This is a genomic window from Fodinicurvata sp. EGI_FJ10296, assembly GCF_040712075.1.
Taxonomy (GTDB): domain Bacteria; phylum Pseudomonadota; class Alphaproteobacteria; order DSM-16000; family Inquilinaceae; genus JBFCVL01.
In genome coordinates, this window is sequence record NZ_JBFCVL010000002.1 from 334,225 (window position 1) to 350,692 (window position 16,468).

At 61.6% G+C, this 16,468-nt stretch carries 12 protein-coding genes; 3 read left to right on the forward strand and 9 right to left on the reverse strand.

Annotated elements, in window-relative coordinates:
- Nucleotides 1-8: 8 nt before the first annotated feature.
- The 9 genes from ABZ728_RS04995 to ABZ728_RS05035 all read right to left on the reverse strand — a co-directional run bounded on the left by ABZ728_RS04995 (nt 9) and on the right by ABZ728_RS05035 (nt 13,042).
- Nucleotides 9-2,063 carry a hypothetical protein gene (locus tag ABZ728_RS04995; protein ID WP_366654770.1) on the reverse strand — a complete coding sequence of 685 codons (2,055 nt, stop codon included), beginning with the start codon at nt 2,061-2,063 and terminating at the stop codon, nt 9-11.
- Nucleotides 2,057-3,130, reverse strand: coding sequence for a glycosyl hydrolase family 8 (locus tag ABZ728_RS05000; RefSeq protein ID WP_366654771.1), 1,074 nt, complete (start codon nt 3,128-3,130; stop codon nt 2,057-2,059). Before ABZ728_RS05000 ends, ABZ728_RS04995 begins: the two co-directional genes overlap by 7 nt.
- The gene (locus tag ABZ728_RS05005) at nt 3,127-6,441 is read right to left on the reverse strand and encodes a cellulose biosynthesis cyclic di-GMP-binding regulatory protein BcsB (protein ID WP_366654772.1); all 3,315 of its coding nucleotides are present in this window, start codon (nt 6,439-6,441) and stop codon (nt 3,127-3,129) included. Before ABZ728_RS05005 ends, ABZ728_RS05000 begins: the two co-directional genes overlap by 4 nt.
- Nucleotides 6,438-8,666, reverse strand: coding sequence for a UDP-forming cellulose synthase catalytic subunit (gene bcsA / locus ABZ728_RS05010; protein ID WP_366654774.1), 2,229 nt, complete (start codon nt 8,664-8,666; stop codon nt 6,438-6,440). The genes ABZ728_RS05005 and bcsA overlap by 4 nt, the downstream gene beginning before the upstream one ends.
- A 391-nt stretch (nt 8,667-9,057) precedes the next feature.
- On the reverse strand, nt 9,058-9,792 hold the full coding sequence (locus ABZ728_RS05015; RefSeq protein ID WP_366655095.1) for a gamma-glutamyl-gamma-aminobutyrate hydrolase family protein: 735 nt from the start codon (nt 9,790-9,792) through the stop codon (nt 9,058-9,060).
- Nucleotides 9,793-9,841: 49 nt separating this feature from the next.
- The gene (locus ABZ728_RS05020; RefSeq protein WP_366654776.1) at nt 9,842-10,921 is read right to left on the reverse strand and encodes an amidoligase family protein; all 1,080 of its coding nucleotides are present in this window, start codon (nt 10,919-10,921) and stop codon (nt 9,842-9,844) included.
- A 47-nt stretch (nt 10,922-10,968) separates the two neighbouring features.
- Nucleotides 10,969-11,880, reverse strand: a complete 912-nt coding sequence (locus ABZ728_RS05025; RefSeq protein ID WP_366654777.1) for a TVP38/TMEM64 family protein — start codon at nt 11,878-11,880, stop codon at nt 10,969-10,971.
- A gap of 43 nt (nt 11,881-11,923) precedes the next feature.
- Complete coding sequence (locus ABZ728_RS05030) at nt 11,924-12,424, reverse strand: DUF1284 domain-containing protein (protein WP_366654778.1); 501 nt, start codon at nt 12,422-12,424, stop codon at nt 11,924-11,926.
- Nucleotides 12,425-12,436: 12 nt separating this feature from the next.
- Nucleotides 12,437-13,042, reverse strand: a complete 606-nt coding sequence (locus tag ABZ728_RS05035; protein WP_366654780.1) for a biotin transporter BioY — start codon at nt 13,040-13,042, stop codon at nt 12,437-12,439.
- Nucleotides 13,043-13,339: 297 nt separating this feature from the next.
- On the opposite strand from ABZ728_RS05035, the gene ABZ728_RS05040 reads away from it, so the two are divergent.
- From ABZ728_RS05040 to ABZ728_RS05050, 3 genes are all read left to right on the forward strand, one after another.
- Nucleotides 13,340-14,359 carry a DctP family TRAP transporter solute-binding subunit gene (locus tag ABZ728_RS05040; RefSeq protein ID WP_366654781.1) on the forward strand — a complete coding sequence of 340 codons (1,020 nt, stop codon included), beginning with the start codon at nt 13,340-13,342 and terminating at the stop codon, nt 14,357-14,359.
- 111 nt (nt 14,360-14,470) lie between these two features.
- Entirely contained in the window at nt 14,471-15,019 is a 549-nt protein-coding gene (locus tag ABZ728_RS05045; protein WP_366654782.1) for a TRAP transporter small permease, read from the forward strand.
- A 14-nt stretch (nt 15,020-15,033) separates the two neighbouring features.
- A complete protein-coding gene (locus ABZ728_RS05050; protein WP_366654784.1) occupies nt 15,034-16,350 on the forward strand; it encodes a TRAP transporter large permease in 1,317 nt (438 codons plus the stop codon).
- Nucleotides 16,351-16,468: the final 118 nt, after the last annotated feature.

Here is a 16,468-nt window from a genome sequence, read left to right on the forward strand (position 1 = left end):
TCCCGCTCCTAGTTGAGGGCCGACCGAACGATCCGGATAGCATTCTGGGACTCGGTTGTACTCATCTGTCGGTCCAATGCGCTGAAAAGTTCCAGTGCATCGGTTCGGCGATTGAGATTGTGCAAGGCCCATCCTTTCAGCATCAACAGATCGCGCCGAGCCGGTGCGATGAGCGACCGCTCATCGATCAGAGCGATCGCCGTCCGGTAGTCCTGGGCACTATAGGCGTTGGTGGCGCGCCGCGCGAGGATCTCTGCCCTGACCTCGGCGCGCTTGTCGGCCGCGAGATTTCCGCGCTGCAGCACGCGTTCGGCGTCTCCGGCCATACCCCTGCTGAGATAGGACAGCGCCAGTCCGAGATCGAGATCGGCAGCATCGCCGACGCCGGCGCTGATCGCCGTGGCAAAAGCCCGTTCGGCTTCGGTCGGTCGGTTCAATTCGATCAGACACCAACCCCGGACTTCCGCAAGGTCCGGATTTCCGGCCGACAGGTCGAGGCATTGCGAATAGCGGCCCGCCTCGAACGCCGTGACCGCCGCTGGCGGCCCGGATGGTGCTGCCGGCGCCGCCGCCCGTACCCGTGTCTCGGACTCCAGCCTGCGGATCGCGCTGGACCGGGCCCGCCATTCTTCGACTACGGCGTTGAAGCCGCTGCGATCTCCGGACCTGAGCAGGCTGAGCGCCAGACCTTCGGCCGCCTCTTCCTCTTCTTCCCATTCAAGCGCCCGCTCGAACCAGATCGCTGCCTGGCTGAAGCGGTTGCCGCGATAGTCGAACCATCCGATCGCCTTGGCCGACGCGGCGTCCTCGCGCGCGATCACCAATTCCTTGAATCGTTCGATGTGCTCCTCCAGCGGTGCCGTCTCGGCATCTTCGGCGAGCATCCGCAGCATGATGCCGGCAAAGAGGTCGGGGGCTTCGGGGTCCTCCTCAAGTATCCGCATGGCAAATCGCACGGCTTCCAGGAAATTGCCTTCGCGCTCGTATGTCAACGCGATGCCACGCAGCGCCACATAGCGCTCGCTCCATTCGTCGGCGCTCTCGCCCCAATCCCAGGCGGTCTGGAACCACTCGCGTGAGCGTTCGTACTGCTGAAGCGTCAAATATTCCCAACCGAGATACAGCGCGCGTTCGATGTCGCGCTCCTCCAGAATCTCGGCCTCCAATGCCGCGATTTCCTCGTCGGTCATTTCGGCGAGTTCCGAGACGCCGATCCCTTCGCCGATGATCTCGGCCCGGATCCGGCGCCACTCGGCGTCCTCGGAAACGGTCCGCCGATAACCCTGAGCATCCTCGATCTCGATCAATGGCAAGGCGTAATCGAGGCCCAGGTGCTCGTTGGCCTTCTGAACGGACGCAAAACGCGGCCCGCCCGGATCGCAGTTTATAACGACATACTCGTACAGGCCGAAACTGGTATTAACCTCAGCCAGCTCAGCTGCGGAATGGGCCGTTTCCCAGATTTCGTTGACCGTTTCGCACGCCAGAAGGTCCGTGTTCCCGCGTGCAACGGCCAGTACCGTTTCCCACTGCTCGATACCATAGGCTGCATTCAGACGAATGCGCTTCAGATCCATCCTGATGATGGTTGCCAGATCTTCCGAGGGCGTCCAGGAGGGATTTTCGACCCTCAGTCGCGTGATCATTCCCTCTGCGTCGTGAAGCCGGCCCGCAGCATGCAGATCCCAGATCGGCGTTTCGTCGACCTGCTCCTGGAGTGCAAGCGGGTCGAAGAGATCGTCCGGCGGAACCCAGTTCGGATCGATCGACCGGAGCCGCCGTACCTCCGACTCGACATAGTCCATGCGATTGGCCACCGCATAGAGACGCAGCGCCGTCAAATCGAGAAGCGGATTCTCGGCCGGGCCGGGGTCGCCATAAATCACCCTGACGGCGGCATCCTGCGCTACCATTGTCACCGCTTCGGGATCCGTCTGCCGGTTTGCCGCGCGTTCCTGGCCCCCGGCTTCCTGACCGTAAACAGCGGCGGACGCCAGCGCCATCGACAAGGCGCCGACACAGGCCAAGGCAGCTCTGGCGCCAATTCCACGAACCGTCAACATGCCAGGTCCCTTTCGGCCATCGCAACCCTGGTCAGCAAATACAGACTGGCGGAATAGTAATCCTGACCCTCGTTCAGCGACTGCAGGCCTGACGGCATCGCCTCGTCGGCAACGACACAGTTCACAAGCGCCCGCACAGCCCGGTATCCCTGGCCGTCGGAGCGGTGCAGCAGTCGGTCGCTTCCCAGATCGACTTCAATCGCGACCGGCCCATCGCCCTGATGGTCCCAGAGGTCCGCAATCGGCTGAATATCGTCGCCGGCGGACGGCTCATCCCACAGCAGGTAGAGCGGTACCCGCACGGCGTTGTAGCCGAAGCCGCGGAACAGATCGTCCATATCGTCGGGCAATGTTGTCAGGCGACCGTTGCTGCTGTCGATCACGACCCAGTCGGGGACCAGATTCAATCGGCCGAACCGCGCATTGCGAACAAGCCGGCGACCGGTTTCATGCACCGCGTCCCAAAGCGGATCGTTGTCGAAACGGCGGATGTCCGTCAATGCCGGAAAGATCCAGTAGGACGGATTGACGATGAAACCGCCTTCAACGTCGAACCCGCTGATCCCGGCACTGATGACCGGAACGGTGCCGACCCGGCGAATGAGGTTTTCCTTTATCCCGTCCAGTATGGCGCGCGCCGCCTCGGCGTGCTCGTCGATTCCCCAGGTCTGATGGGCTCTGATCAGCGCCCATGCGACCAGGATGTCGCCGTCGGGCGCCGGATTGGCGTCGGTGATCGGCGGCCTTTCGTCCTCTTCCCACCGCCAGGCGATCGATCTGTCGTCGCGCACCCAGATCCGGTGGCTCGTCCAGGACCAGATCGACCCGAAGGTTTCCAGGTCGTTGAAAGCGACCGCAAGCACCATGCCATAGCCCTGCCCTTCACTATGGCTGATATCGTCATTGCCGGTGTCGATGACGCGGCCATCCTCGACGAAAGAGTCGGTATAGAGTTGCCAGTCCCGATCGTCCGACTCGAACTCCTGTGCGTCGGCGCCCCTGTCCTGCATGACAAAAGCAACGCAAACGGCCATTACCGCGATCCTGAATAGTGTGGATGCGATCATCGGATATCCTCGCGTTGGCCAACCGATTTGAGCAGAGCGTTGGTGATCAGCCCGACAACAACGACGATACCGATCACGAAGGCGAGCCAGACCCCGACATTGATCGAGAACCACTGCCCCAGCACGGAGCGGAACAACGACAGGCTGAAGCCCTGGTGACCGGTGAAGACGTAGTCGCCGGTCGTCTTCCGGACGACGATCTCTCCATCGGGCAGGTCGAACAGCGCGGTGTCACCCGCAACCCCGTTAATGCTGTCGATCCGTTGCAATCGTTCCACGCCAGCCCAGAGACCGCTGGTCGTCGGGGCCGCAATGACGGTCCAGGTCGACGGACTGACGCCCGGCAGCGTTTCTATCCAGCTTCTCGGCGAAAACTGCGAGATGACGAAATCGGCATTCCGGCGACTATCGGCGTCACGACGATCGGTCTCGGACCACACCGGCATGCGATAATCCGTCGAACTCGTATAGGCCTCGCTGACCAGTGTGTTCGATGCCCTCTCCAGCCATCCCAGGAAGAAACCGGATTCCTCGCCTTCTGTCGACAGCCTGTTGCGCCAGTCCGCCCGCTCCAGCGCCGTCTCATCGATCGCGCGGATGGGTTCCGATCCGTTGACGCCCAGAACCGAACGGTCACCGTTCGTGAAGTATCGGTTGGCGGAGGCATTCCCATCGACACGCGCCAGCGACATACCGCCGGTGAAGTCAGAGGTGGTCGCACCGGGGTTGGGGCCACTATCGGAAACCTGCAGCCGACGGAGCGACCGGACGACGGAATCGGTATCCTCTCCGGGCGAAGTCTGTGGCATGGGAACGGGGCGGGGTCGGCGGTCCGGCGGCAGCCAATCGACATCAGGGGTCTCGGGACGCGTCTCCCAGTCGGTCATCACCGCCTGCAGATCTTCGGTCCCCCGCTCGCGGACGATTGCCGGCAATTCCCGGGATATGCCGAATACGACGGCATCGTTTCGGGGCGACGGTTCCCCGCCGATCTGAAGATCGACGGGCAGAACGCGACCGGATCGGGCCGAAAGCGCGCCCATGAACGACCAGGCCGCCGATACCGTGTCGTGATCGCCGCTGGTAAGCATCATCGGCATACGGCCGGAACTGGCATAGGGAAGCATCTCTTCGGTGAACAGCCGCAGATCCGGAAGCAGCGTCGTGTCACCGAATCCAGGGAACTCGATCCGTGTATCCTCGAAAAATGTCAGCCGGGGCCGGCCTTCCGTCGGCGGGCCGCCACGCCAGAAGCAATCCTGACCCTCGTCGACATAGGGCAACCGGGCCTGCAACTCGATCAGATTGGCGCCCGGTCGAAAATACCGCATCGGAAGATCGATCGGCGTATTTTCGAGCAGATCGCCTTCCCGCTCAGACAGCGGGTAGGCCGAGGCCGTCCGACCGTTCACGAGTATCAGCAGTTCCGCCCCTTCGGCAAGTCCCGGTCCATAGGCAAGGTTGAGGGAGAGTCTGGCCGACTGTTCGTGCGTCGTTGACACATCGACGGGCAGATTGACAGCAACGCGAGATCGATAAAGAGGGCCGTATGCGGATTCGGTATGTCCGCCGAGCGTTGCCCAGTCACGGGACATATTCTGGCGGATCGTCGAGAAGTAGCGCCAGGGGGGTTGATCCTGCGCCACTTCTTCCGCGAAACCATGCGCGGCATAGGCAATGTCCGACCCATTGAGGCCTGACACAAGGATGATGATGCGGTCGCCGATCTGGTGCGTCGAAAGATGGGGACCGTCGACCCGGTCGAGCAGCCCCGCGCCGACAACGCCACGGAGATCCTGGGCGGTTCCCATGACGACGGCGATAGGCCCGTTTATGCGTCGCAGGTCGATCCCGGGGAACTCCGGACCGCGTTGAGATGGACTATCGGTCTGCAAATCGCTGATCGGATGGGAAACGATCGGATGGGCCTCGATGCCCGTCGATACCGATACACCCTGCGCAAAACTGAAACCGGCCCGAATGACCGTATCCTGAGGCTGCCGGCCCGGCGAGTAGACTGGCAACGGCCTGCCCTGCATCGCCTGACCGATCCATCCCAGCACGGCCGTATGATCCAGGCCGCCTTCGAGGTCATACCCGATATAGGCTTCGTCCGCCGGGATCTGGACCCAGGTATCGTAGCCGCTTTCGATGGTGCAGGCCACGCGATGGAAGAGACTGGACCGGAACTCGATGGTGTTATAGCCATCGTTCAGGAACCGCTCCGGAAGCGAAATCGCCAGCCGGCGACCCCTGCCGTCGGCTGTCGTCCCGATATCGCCCAGATGCTCGCCGTTCACGAAGACGGCAACCTCTGAACTTCCCGGCAACACATCAGCACTGTTCACCATAGTGAAAACCAGAGTCGCCGAGCCACCACGACGGTTCGGCGGAAGCCAGGCGGCGAAGCTGGCCGCATCACGGCTGGAATACATATGGCCGGCAACGGTCGTTGACGGCGTCGGCATGATACGGCTTCTGTACGCGCTCTCGACTTCCGGGCCGTCGTTGAACCGGGATGCGACCGATCGATCGACAGCCCCTTCTGCTGGCGCCGGTCCAGGGAGTGCAGATCCCGGCCGGCCGAACAGCGACCGGAACCCGGTATCGGTCAGAATCGGCCGGCCGGCGCGCGGCGAATTCCCGGCAAAGGGATCGGCCGATTCCGTCCCTGCATCGTCGTCATTCGCCAACCGCGGCAGTTCGCGCATCACCGGCGCCGGCGCCGATCCGCGTGCCCCTGCTTCCCCGTCGGCGATGTCACCGTCGTCAGCCACGTCCCGGGGCGAAGCCGCTTCGGGCGCACTGTCATCGGCCGGAATCGGTCCCGGCGCTATCCGACGCGGCTGGGCACGATCGCCACTCGTTCCGTCGCCGTCGAGCACCCCGCCGCGAACGATTGACTGGATATCTGTCTGACGACCTGTCGTCGCATCCGAAGCGCCGCTGCCCGACGTCCGGCCCGGGGCAAGGATCGACCGATTTTCGGACCCCGTCCCGGCAGAATCGCCGAACACATCCGGCGACTGCAGGATCAGGGAAGGCCCCGACCGTGTGCCCTCAGGCCGCTGAGTTCGGGGTTCCAGCACTTGAGCAATTCTCGAAGTTGATCCCGCAGCCGGACCCGTGTCCGAAGACCGATCCGCAGGCACAGGTTCCGCCGGGGTCGGCTGCTGCTCAAAGGGATAAAGCGGAATGGGAGCAGAAGTCGCTGCAGGTGCCGCCGCTGGCAAACCAACGCCGATGGCGACCGACAGACCCAGCGCGCCCATGGCCAGGCTGACCGACAGAAGCTTGGCGTATCGTTTCATGTGCGCTGCGCCCCCGCAGTCTGGGCAGTTCCGGCCGTGTCAGCCTGGCGCTTGTTCCAGTGTGTGAAGATGAATTTGGTTCCCAGGACCGAATAGCGCAAGCTGAGACGAACGAACATCCCAATGCCCTTCAGGACCCCCGGCGAGGTTTGACGATCCGCAAGCATCTTTGCCCACCGCCTGGAGTCGCCATAGGTCAATCTGATGATGTTGGCCTTGCTGTCCGTTGCCGTCGCCATGAAATTCGCACCGAATACCTGGCGGCCACCTTCTGCCCGCCCCTGGAGCAGGCGTATGGGAATGGATAGAGGGCGGTCGTCGCCATTGTCTTCGAGGTACAGCACAGCCTGGGTTCCCGGCTTGATCGGGTCTCCTTCCAGGGCGCCCTGATCGATGGAGATTTTGACACCCCCCATCGACGCGTCCTGGATATCGGCATCGATCATGCGCTGGTCGCCGTCTTCAAACAGTGCAATTGTCGCAGCCCGGTTTACCGGCACGCGCGGATTATTGCGCCGCTGCTGCAGCTCGCAGACGACACCGAGGCCCGCCGACGCCAACATGAAGTTGAAGACGTTCCACAGCGAGACGACCGCAAGGATTCCGCTCGTTTCGGGGGCGAGAAGATACCGGACGATCGTCGCCACGATACCGGCCAGCGTTAGCACGAAAACGACGATAAAGGGCCGAGCCAGGGGTGACAGCGTATCCTCAGCCAGCGTTTCGCCCTTGGCCGTCACCCGGAATGATGGCGAGCGTGGGTTGAGCAGCACGCCCAGGATGGCGCGCGACGTAAACATCGATTGCACATACTCGTACAACTCGGAAATGAGCGGCCATCGCGAGGTCCGGAACAGCGTATTCTGGATGAGGAGCGTGGCAATGATGTACGGCAGCACATAGGCCAGGAAGTCGACCCAGGTGGCAACATAGATTTCCAGGCCGAAGAACAGATAGAACAACGGCGCTATAAGAAAGGCCAGACGCGCAAACGGGAAGAACCAGAACATCGAAGAATTGGCGTATCCGATACGCTGCGTCACGGTCAGCCCGCGCTTAAATATCGGACTATGCAGCAGAAATATCTGGGTCATGCCCTGCGCCCAACGCGACCGCTGGGCGATAAACTCGGTAAAGGATTCAGGCTGAAGGCCTGCAATCAATGGTGTAGACACGTACAGGCTCTTGTACCCTTTGGCGTGAAGCATTAACGCGCTTTCCGCATCCTCAGTAACGCTGCTACCGGAGAAGCCGTTTACTTCATCGAGATGGGTACGCCGAAGAACAGCCGCCGAGCCGCAAAAGAACGATGCGTTCCATTTGTCCAATCCTTGCTGGATGGTGCCATAGAACATTTCGTTCTCAGCCGGCATCTTGCCGAAGGTTCTGAGATTTCTCTCCAGCGGGTCGGGCGTAATGAAGAAATGCGGCGTCTGCACCAGGAACAGGTCATTCTGATAGGCGAAATACCCCGTTGTCTGTGCCAGAAAATCCCGCGCGGGAACGTGGTCTGCGTCGAAAATGGCGACGAGTTCGCCGGTCGTTTTCGCCATCGCCGCGTTCAGATTGCCGGCCTTTGCCGACTTGTTGTCCTCGCGCGACAGATAGATCGCGCCGACCCGCCGACATAGCGCCATCATTGTTTGTTGCCGCCGAAAAGCTGCCCGGGCCTTGTCAGGATCGGGATCGTTCAGTTTGGCCGTCGTCGCGCCATCGTCGCAAAGATAGACGCGGAATTTGTCGGCCGGATAATTCTGATCGCACGCAGCAAGGAGCGTCGCCTCGACAATTTCCTCGTCTTCGTTATACGAGGGGACGAAGACGTCGACGGTCGGGATCCGTGGCCATTCCGCAATCTTCGGCAGCGATTTGCGCTTGATCGGATTGGCAACCACGATCAGGCCCATGAACAGGATCGAGATTGCGTACAATTCCGCGATCATCAGCAGCACGGCGGGAACGAAATCGAGCAGTTGCTCCGCCGGGGGCAAAGTATTCGCGACGCGCCAGAACAGATATCTCAGCACCACGAACCCGCCGAGCGCCACCAGGATTGCGCGAAGCATGTCCCGCGGATCGAGCAGCTTGATGATGATCATCATGGCCAGCATGGCGGTCGCCAGCCACATCTGGGCTGGAATGGTCGTCGGTACCGATGCCATGATGGTGACGCCCACCAGGAGGACGATCCAGCCGAGGACCATCAGATATTTGGTCAGTGCCATGACATCTTTCCCAACGCGCGGACAGCCGATGATCGGCCAACCGGACCCCGACGCCAGATCTTATCCAGCCAAACGTAAATCAATCATTAGATTTCAAATCTTGCAGACTCTAGCGGAACCTTGCCAAACCGGCGTTCGCTCTCCCGAAACTTCCGGAAAACCGCGCAACGCCTTGATCTGTGCAAGCTTTCACCCATTGCTAAGCTCTCTTACCAACTTTTATTCTCGTTTCGTCACGCGATCAAGAGATTTTTAACTAAATTAATGTCGCGAGGACCCGAATTCAACGGATGACAGTGACGGCACTATCGAAACAGCCAAAAGCTGCGGTCGAAAGGCAGGAATTGAAGGGAGTTCCGAGAATTCGCGATAATAACGGCCGACAACAAGCTCAGCCGTGCCTCCCGGGGTGCGCCGATCGGTCATGGCACCGGGCCACCAGGTCACGGAACAATGCCTGCTGGCGGGTGTCGAAGACAAGAAATTCGGGATGCCATTGAACACCGATCCAATGGCCCGGCGCTTTGGCCTCGACGGCTTGAACGATGCCGAAGCTATCGCAGGCGACGACCGTCAACCCGCTGGCGACCCTGTCCACGGACTGATGATGAAGCGCGTTTACCCGGCATTTTTCCGTGCCCAGGAGTGTGCTCAGGCGGCTGCCCGCCGTGACCGTAACGGTCTTTCGCGGCAAGGGCGTCCGCATTCGCGGAAGATTCGGAAACGCGCTGTAGATGTCTTCGTGGAGCGTGCCGCCAAGCACGACATTCATCATCTGCGCGCCCCGGCATATCCCGAGCACCGGCTGATCACGATCGATCGAGCGCTCCAACGCCTTCTGCTCGAAGGCGTCGCGATCAGGGTCGATGCGGATCGTCGGGTTTAGCGTCCCGCCGTACAGCGTCGCCGAGATATCATCGCCACCCCCGATTATCAACGCATCGACACGGTCGATATCGCGGGCGTTCCCGGGTGTGATCTTGACCGGAATGCCGCCAGCACGTCGGACCGCGAGATGATTGAAGGCTGCCATCCAACGGCCACCGCGCATCGACGCGGTTATGCCGATCAGGGGGCGGCGCGTGTCGCCTGATCGTCGCAGGGGCCGATCCCCGCCCGAGCCCACATCGACCCGATCCGTACGCCGAGGGTTGTCGGAGTCGTTGCCGACATAATTATGCACGCTCAATGTCAACGGCGCTCCGGGTGCCGCAGGGCTCGACCAGCCAGCTCGCGACTTCGTGTTTCCACTCGCTTACCCGGCCCCGATCATACAGTGCGGCCCAACGACGCCCGGCGGCCGCAAGCGCATCGGCGTCTGAAGCAAGCCATTCGACATGGACCCAGTTGTTCCATTCCGCCACGATACCACCCCAGTCGGTCCGATCGACGCGTGAGTCCGGCAATCGGTAGTGGAAGGTAGGCCGCGCCGAAACCGATTTGCCCGACGACAGCATACGCACCCGGCGCGGGTCGATAAAGCCAAAGATGGGAAGCATATCGAATTCGCGGTTCCTTGTCGGGTTGAACCGGAAATAATCGACCATGAGGTCCGGGAGCGAGGGGTCGTAGTCAGGGTCGACAACCATGCGCGTATATGAATTCGGCAGCGGCGCCACGAACCGCATTAGCCGGCGCGTCACGTCCATATCGATGCGTTCGTGCAGCCAATCGCTGCATAGAAGATAGGCCTTGAGGTGAGCCAGTATTGTTTCGCGCGAGGTATCGGGCACTTCCGGATTCAGATGAATGCCGAATCCATAGATCGGGCTGGCACTGGTTCCAAGTGCCCCCCGTTTCCGAAGGGCGGCAACCAGATCGTCGATTATGTAAAGGCGGCTGAAGGGGATTGGCGGGGCCGCAATCTCCTGTGGCATCCAGTACCGCCCGATCGCACCAACCGCTGATGATACATAAGTGTCCATCTCGTCCAGCAGCGCCGGCTTGCCAGGCTTCTTGTCCGGGTGCGCCCTGCTCATATCCAGTTCCACGGCAAAGGCACCGATATCGGTCTCGACGCGTCGTGCGTATTTGTCGACATAGGTGATGGTGCCACCGAAGGCGTCCTGTACGGCAAGCGCCGCTTCTTCGGTCTCCATGCCAGCGAATTCGATTTCGACACCGACACGGCGTTCGCTGCCCGTTGCAGTGGTCTTCCGCGGCGGCGGCAGAATGCCGACAGCGGAACGGTCACCGGCAGTGCCGCGGATCATTGTGCTGGCTGAAGGCTGCTCGGGTGTGTGGCTGCGCGGCAAGACGATGACTCCCTCTATATGACTATCGACACATTCGGGAGCGGATTCTATCCAGCATTCGAGCACGATTTTTCCTGAGTAGCCCCGGAGCCTTCGGATTGCTCGGCAGCAGCCGCGTTCTGCATCCGGCCGCGGCGCCACCGAATGATCGCCGGAGTGATGGCCAGCAGTGCCAGTCCGACGAATGGCAGCAAAATCCGGGGTTCCAGGAAGATCATCAGACTGGGGACCTGGCCCTTGTCGATCACCTGCCCCAGCCCGTCGCCGACGGTCGCAAAAACGAAGGTGCAGGGGATGACGCCAATTACGGTGCCGAGCAAGAAGACCCGCGCTGAAACACCGAGCAGACCGGGAACAAGATTGACGAGCCAGGCCGGAAACATCGGCATGAAACGTACGGTCAACATATAGCTGAAGGCGTTGCGCCGAAAGCCGGCCTCCATTCGCCTCACCATCGTACCGGCCCGTCTCGCCAGTACATCACGAAAGGCATAGCGGGCGGCCAGGAAAACCACGAAGCCGCCGATGGTCTGTCCAACAGTGGCGATGGCCGTCCCCGAAACGGGGCCGAAAAGGAAACCGGCGGAAATGTTCATCACCGACATGGCCGGAATGGAGAAAGCCGCCACTGCAGTAACCAGCCCAGCATATACGGCGGCGGCGGCCAGGCCGTTGCGATCGACCCACGCAATGAGCGTTTCACGATGATCGGCAAGCGTCGTCAGTGATATCTGATCGACCCAGCCCATCCAGATCGCCGTGAGCAACCCGGCCAGCAGCACCACGACGGGAAGGAACTGCTTGGCGGTCGACCATTTCAGTCGCCTATCGGGCAGCGCTACCGGATCGCGCGCCGCATCGGGAACCAGCCAGTCCTCGCCCTCGACCGATGCCGATCGGGCAGCTTCTCGACCATCCGGGTTCGGATGGTCCGTATTCTGCGATTTATCGTCAGCCATACCCCATCAGATGGAGGCCAAATCGCGGATTGCCATCGATGGATCAGCGTCCCGGACAGAATCTGGTCCCGTCGAAGCCGCTATCGGCGACATCGGAACAGATCCGGTGCCACTGGCATCCCTGGCAGGCCGACCGGGCAGACCCCTCGGCGAAGGCGGCACGAAGGCGGGCGATCCGGTCGCGGTCCAATTCAATGTCGGCGCCTGGAAGAAGGTCACAGCCGAGGATGCGACCGATATCAACAAGCGCCGCCGCATCGCGGCGCTTCACCCTCGGCTCGTGACAATGGCTGTCGGGACAGTTTTCGACTGGACGGCAGATGTCGTCAGGGCCGTCTACAATCCGAATACGACGGACACCGTCGGACAGCGCCGTTGCCAGCAAATCAAAATTGGCGACAAACTCTGCCGTATAGCCGCGCCCGACATAAGTCAGGAGACAAAGCAGATGGTGCCCACGCAGCCGGACGATCTGGTCCGCCGGCGCCGGCTCTGCCCCGGCCGCCGGCGCCCAATCAGGTCGTCCGGACGATCGTCTCACCATCCGCGCGTCGGTCTACTCTTTGCGGCGCAGCAGATCGCGAAGGCTGGCCACACCCAGTATGGCGGCAGCGCCAAGCGCGGATTTCAGCACCATTCCCGGCAGGAACGGCGTCAGGCCATGGGCGACCGCCCCGGCCGGTCCGATCATCGCTGCCAACCATGTGACGCCGAAAGCCAGAATGACGACATGAGCAACGACGCTGGTCGCGAGCAATCGCAGCAGGCCGTTCGCCGTCCAGCCCTTTTCGGCCATCCAGCCGACGATCGCCGCCGAAACGACGAATCCGAGCAGGTATCCGGCGGTCGGCCCGACGAACGGCGCCGGTCCACCGGTCGCATTTGCAAGGAACGGCATGCCGGCAAGGGCCTGACCGAGAAACGCCAGCACGGTAATCGCGCCGAGACGCCACCCATAAAGGGCACCAACCATGAATACGGCGAATGTCTGCATGGTCATCGGCACCGGATACATGGGCACCGAGAGCTGCGACGAGGCCGCCAGGAACCAGGACCCGGCCAGCACGGCCAGGATCTTGTGCGTCAGTGACCCTTGCGACAAAAGAAAGGGAACGAAGGGCTGATTGCCAAGGCTCTGCACGCCGGATGCGCTCTGGGACATCGCTGTATCACACTCCGAATTTTTGAATGCCGAAGGCACATGGGCCGAGTATAGAGCAATCACGACAAGCAGGTGGCGCGCAACGAAAATCGACTTCATCGGCGCCGCGTCGGTGCAATCGTCCGCCCCGGCCACACATGTGCCTTCATGCGGACGATCCTTCGTGGCAACATTAATGCTTGACCCGGTCGTGCCAGCCCGCAAACCATGCGTTCGATCGGCACCGCACAGACCGGGCAACCAGCCATGCCTCCGCCGGGCCTGGACGAATGAAGAAAATCGGGAGGATATCCAATCATGAAGAAATTGATGCTGGCCGCCATGGCCGCAACCGCTGCGATCGCGTTCACGGCCCACGCGACGGCACAGAATTACAAGGACGAATACACGGTTTCGACCGTCCTGCCGGACAGCTTTCCGTGGGGTGCGGCGGCTCAGCGCTGGGCGGATCTGGTCGACGAGCGCACGGACGGCCGCATCAACATGCGCATCTATCCGGGCACCCAATTGGTTCAGGGCGAACAGACCCGCGAATTCACGGCCATGCGTCAGGGCATCATCGACATGGCCGTTGGTTCTACCATCAACTGGTCGCCGCAGATTCAGGAACTCAATATCTTCGCCCTGCCCTTCCTGATGCCGGACTATGACGCTCTCGATGCCCTGACCGGCGGCGAAGTCGGCAATCGTCTGTTCGAGCGGATCGAAGAGGCCGGCGTCGTTCCCCTCGCCTGGGCCGAGAACGGATTCCGGGAGATCACCAATTCGATCGGTCCCATCCGGACGCCGGAAGACCTGGATGGCATGAAAATCCGCGTCGTCGGGTCGCCGCTGTTCAGCGACATCTTTTCCGCACTCGGCGCCAATCCGACGCAGATGAGCTGGGCCGATGCCCAGCCGGCCCTGACCACCGGCGCGGTCGACGGGCAGGAAAACCCGCTGACCATCTATAGCGGCCTGCAAATGCAGAATGTCGATCAGAACTACATCACGCTTTGGGGCTATGTGGCCGATCCGCTGATTTTTGGCGTCAGCGCCCAGGTATGGGACACGTTTACCGAGGAAGATCAGCAGATCCTGCGCGAAGCCGCCGTCGAAGCCGGCGATTATGGTATCGAACTGGCCCGCGAGGGGTTGGTCGAGCCGGATCTTTCACTGATCGAAGAGATCGAATCCGAAGGCGTGGAGATCACCCGCCTGACCGAGGATGAGCGCCAGGCCTTCGTCGACGCAACGCGCGGTGTCTATGACGAATGGAGCGAGACCATCGGCCAGGATCTGGTCACCGCGGCCGAAGAGGCGATCGCCAACCGCTGATCTCGGCGTTGGCCCCGGCCCCATCCGGAACCGGCAATCCAGGGAGCGCGGCGACGCGCTTCCCGTTTTGCCGTTTCAAATCGGCTCCAGGAATTGATAGCGGAAATTCATATGGTGGATCATGTCGAGGCAGGGGAGCGCGACCCGGTCGAGGATGCGCACGAACCGCGGGTCCCGCTCAAGCTGGAAGAAGCGATTTGCGCCGGGGCCATGGGGCTGATCTGTCTGATCAGCTTTGGCAATGTCGTCGTCCGCTACCTGTCCGACTATTCCTTCGCCTTTACCGAAGAATACTCGATATTCCTGCTTGTCGTGATGACGTTCGCCGGATCGGCACTCGCCTTTGCCAAGGGCGGCCACATACGGATCACCTATCTGGTCGGCAAGATGCCGCTGCCGTTGCGCCTGATGTGCGAGGCCGTCGCGATCTTGGCGACGACCATCATGTTCGCGCTGATCGTCTATTACGGCGGATTGCTGGCCTGGGACGAGTATGCGTTCGGCGAACGGTCGCCCGGCCTGGGATATCCCCGCTGGATCTATACAGTATGGCTGCCGATCCTGTCCGTCGCCATTCTGCTTCGCGTCGCCGGTTACGCCTGGCGGACCTTCAGAACGGGCTATAGCCAGATAAGAACGCCCGGCATCGAAAATGACTAGAGACAGGACGGCTCATGCTCGCGGCCATCGGCGCTGACACGTTACTGCTGCTTACTTTTGTCGTCCTGATGATCATCGGCACCCCGATCGCCGTTTCATTGGGCATGGCCGGGGTCGTCGGTATCTGGGCCGGACTGCCGCCGGCCATGCTCGGCACCGTCGGCACCAATGTCTACAGCGGTATTGCCAAGTATCCTCTCATCGCCATCCCGTTGTTCGTCCTGACGGGCCTGGCGTTCGAACGATCGGGCGTTGCGCAACGTCTGGTCGATTTCGCCTCGGCCTGCGTCGGCCCCCGGCGCGGCGGTCTTGCCGTCGTTGCCATCATGACCTGCCTGATCATGGGCGGAATGTCGGGGTCGGGCCCGGCCGACGCCGCCGCCGTCGCGACGGTCATGATCCCCAGCATGATGCGTGCGGGCTATCCCAAGGCGTTTTCTGCCAGCGTCATCGCGGCCGCCTCGTCAACCGCCATTCTGATACCGCCGTCGATCGCCCTGATCATCTATGCGGTGCAGGTGCCCGGCGCCGACATCCGGGCGCTGTTCGCCGGCGGCGTGGTCCCGGGGCTGCTGTGCGGCGCCGCCGTTCTCGTCCCTGCGATCCTGCTCAGCCGGAAATACGATTTCGGCGCCAAGGAGGGTCTGGACGCCGCAAACAGCCCGTCAATCCGGACCGCCTTCGTACGGGCTCTTCCGGGTCTGTTGGCGCCGGTGATCATTCTGGGCGGTCTACGGACCGGATTGTTCACGCCGACCGAAGCCGCCGCAGTCGCGGCAAGCTACGGTCTGCTCGTCGGGACGGTCATATACCGGAATCTGGGATTCGGCGATGTCTACCGTCTGCTGGCGGAGGCCGGCGCGATGACGGCCGTAATCATGTTGATCGTTTCGCTCGCCGGAATCTTCGCCTGGGCCGGCAGTACGCTGGGCGCCTTTTCCCGGACAGCGGAATGGCTGCTGACCCTATCCGACCAGGAAATGGTGATTCTGGCTCTGATCATGGTCTTCCTTCTGATCGCGGGCATGTTGCTGGACGGCATCTCGATCTATCTCATCACCTTGCCGTTGCTTATGCCCGTCGTGGCCGTCTTCGACTGGAATATCGTGTGGTTCGGCATTCTCATGGCCATGAACATCGCCATCGGTCAGTTCACGCCGCCGATCGCGGTCAACCTTATGGTGACGACACGGATCGCCGGCATTCCCATCGAGTGGACGTTCGGCTGGATCGCGTGGATGGTGCTGTCGATGGGGACGGCACTGGTTCTGGTCGCCGTATTCCCGGAACTGGCGCTGTGGCTTCCGCGCTATCTGGGCTTCGTTGTCTGATCATTGGAGCGCCAGGATCCTGCAGACGACCCTTTAGATACTAATGAAACATACGATCAGACGATCGCCAGCCCAATCACCGGACAAAAAAAGAGCCGCGCAAATGCGCGGCCCGAGT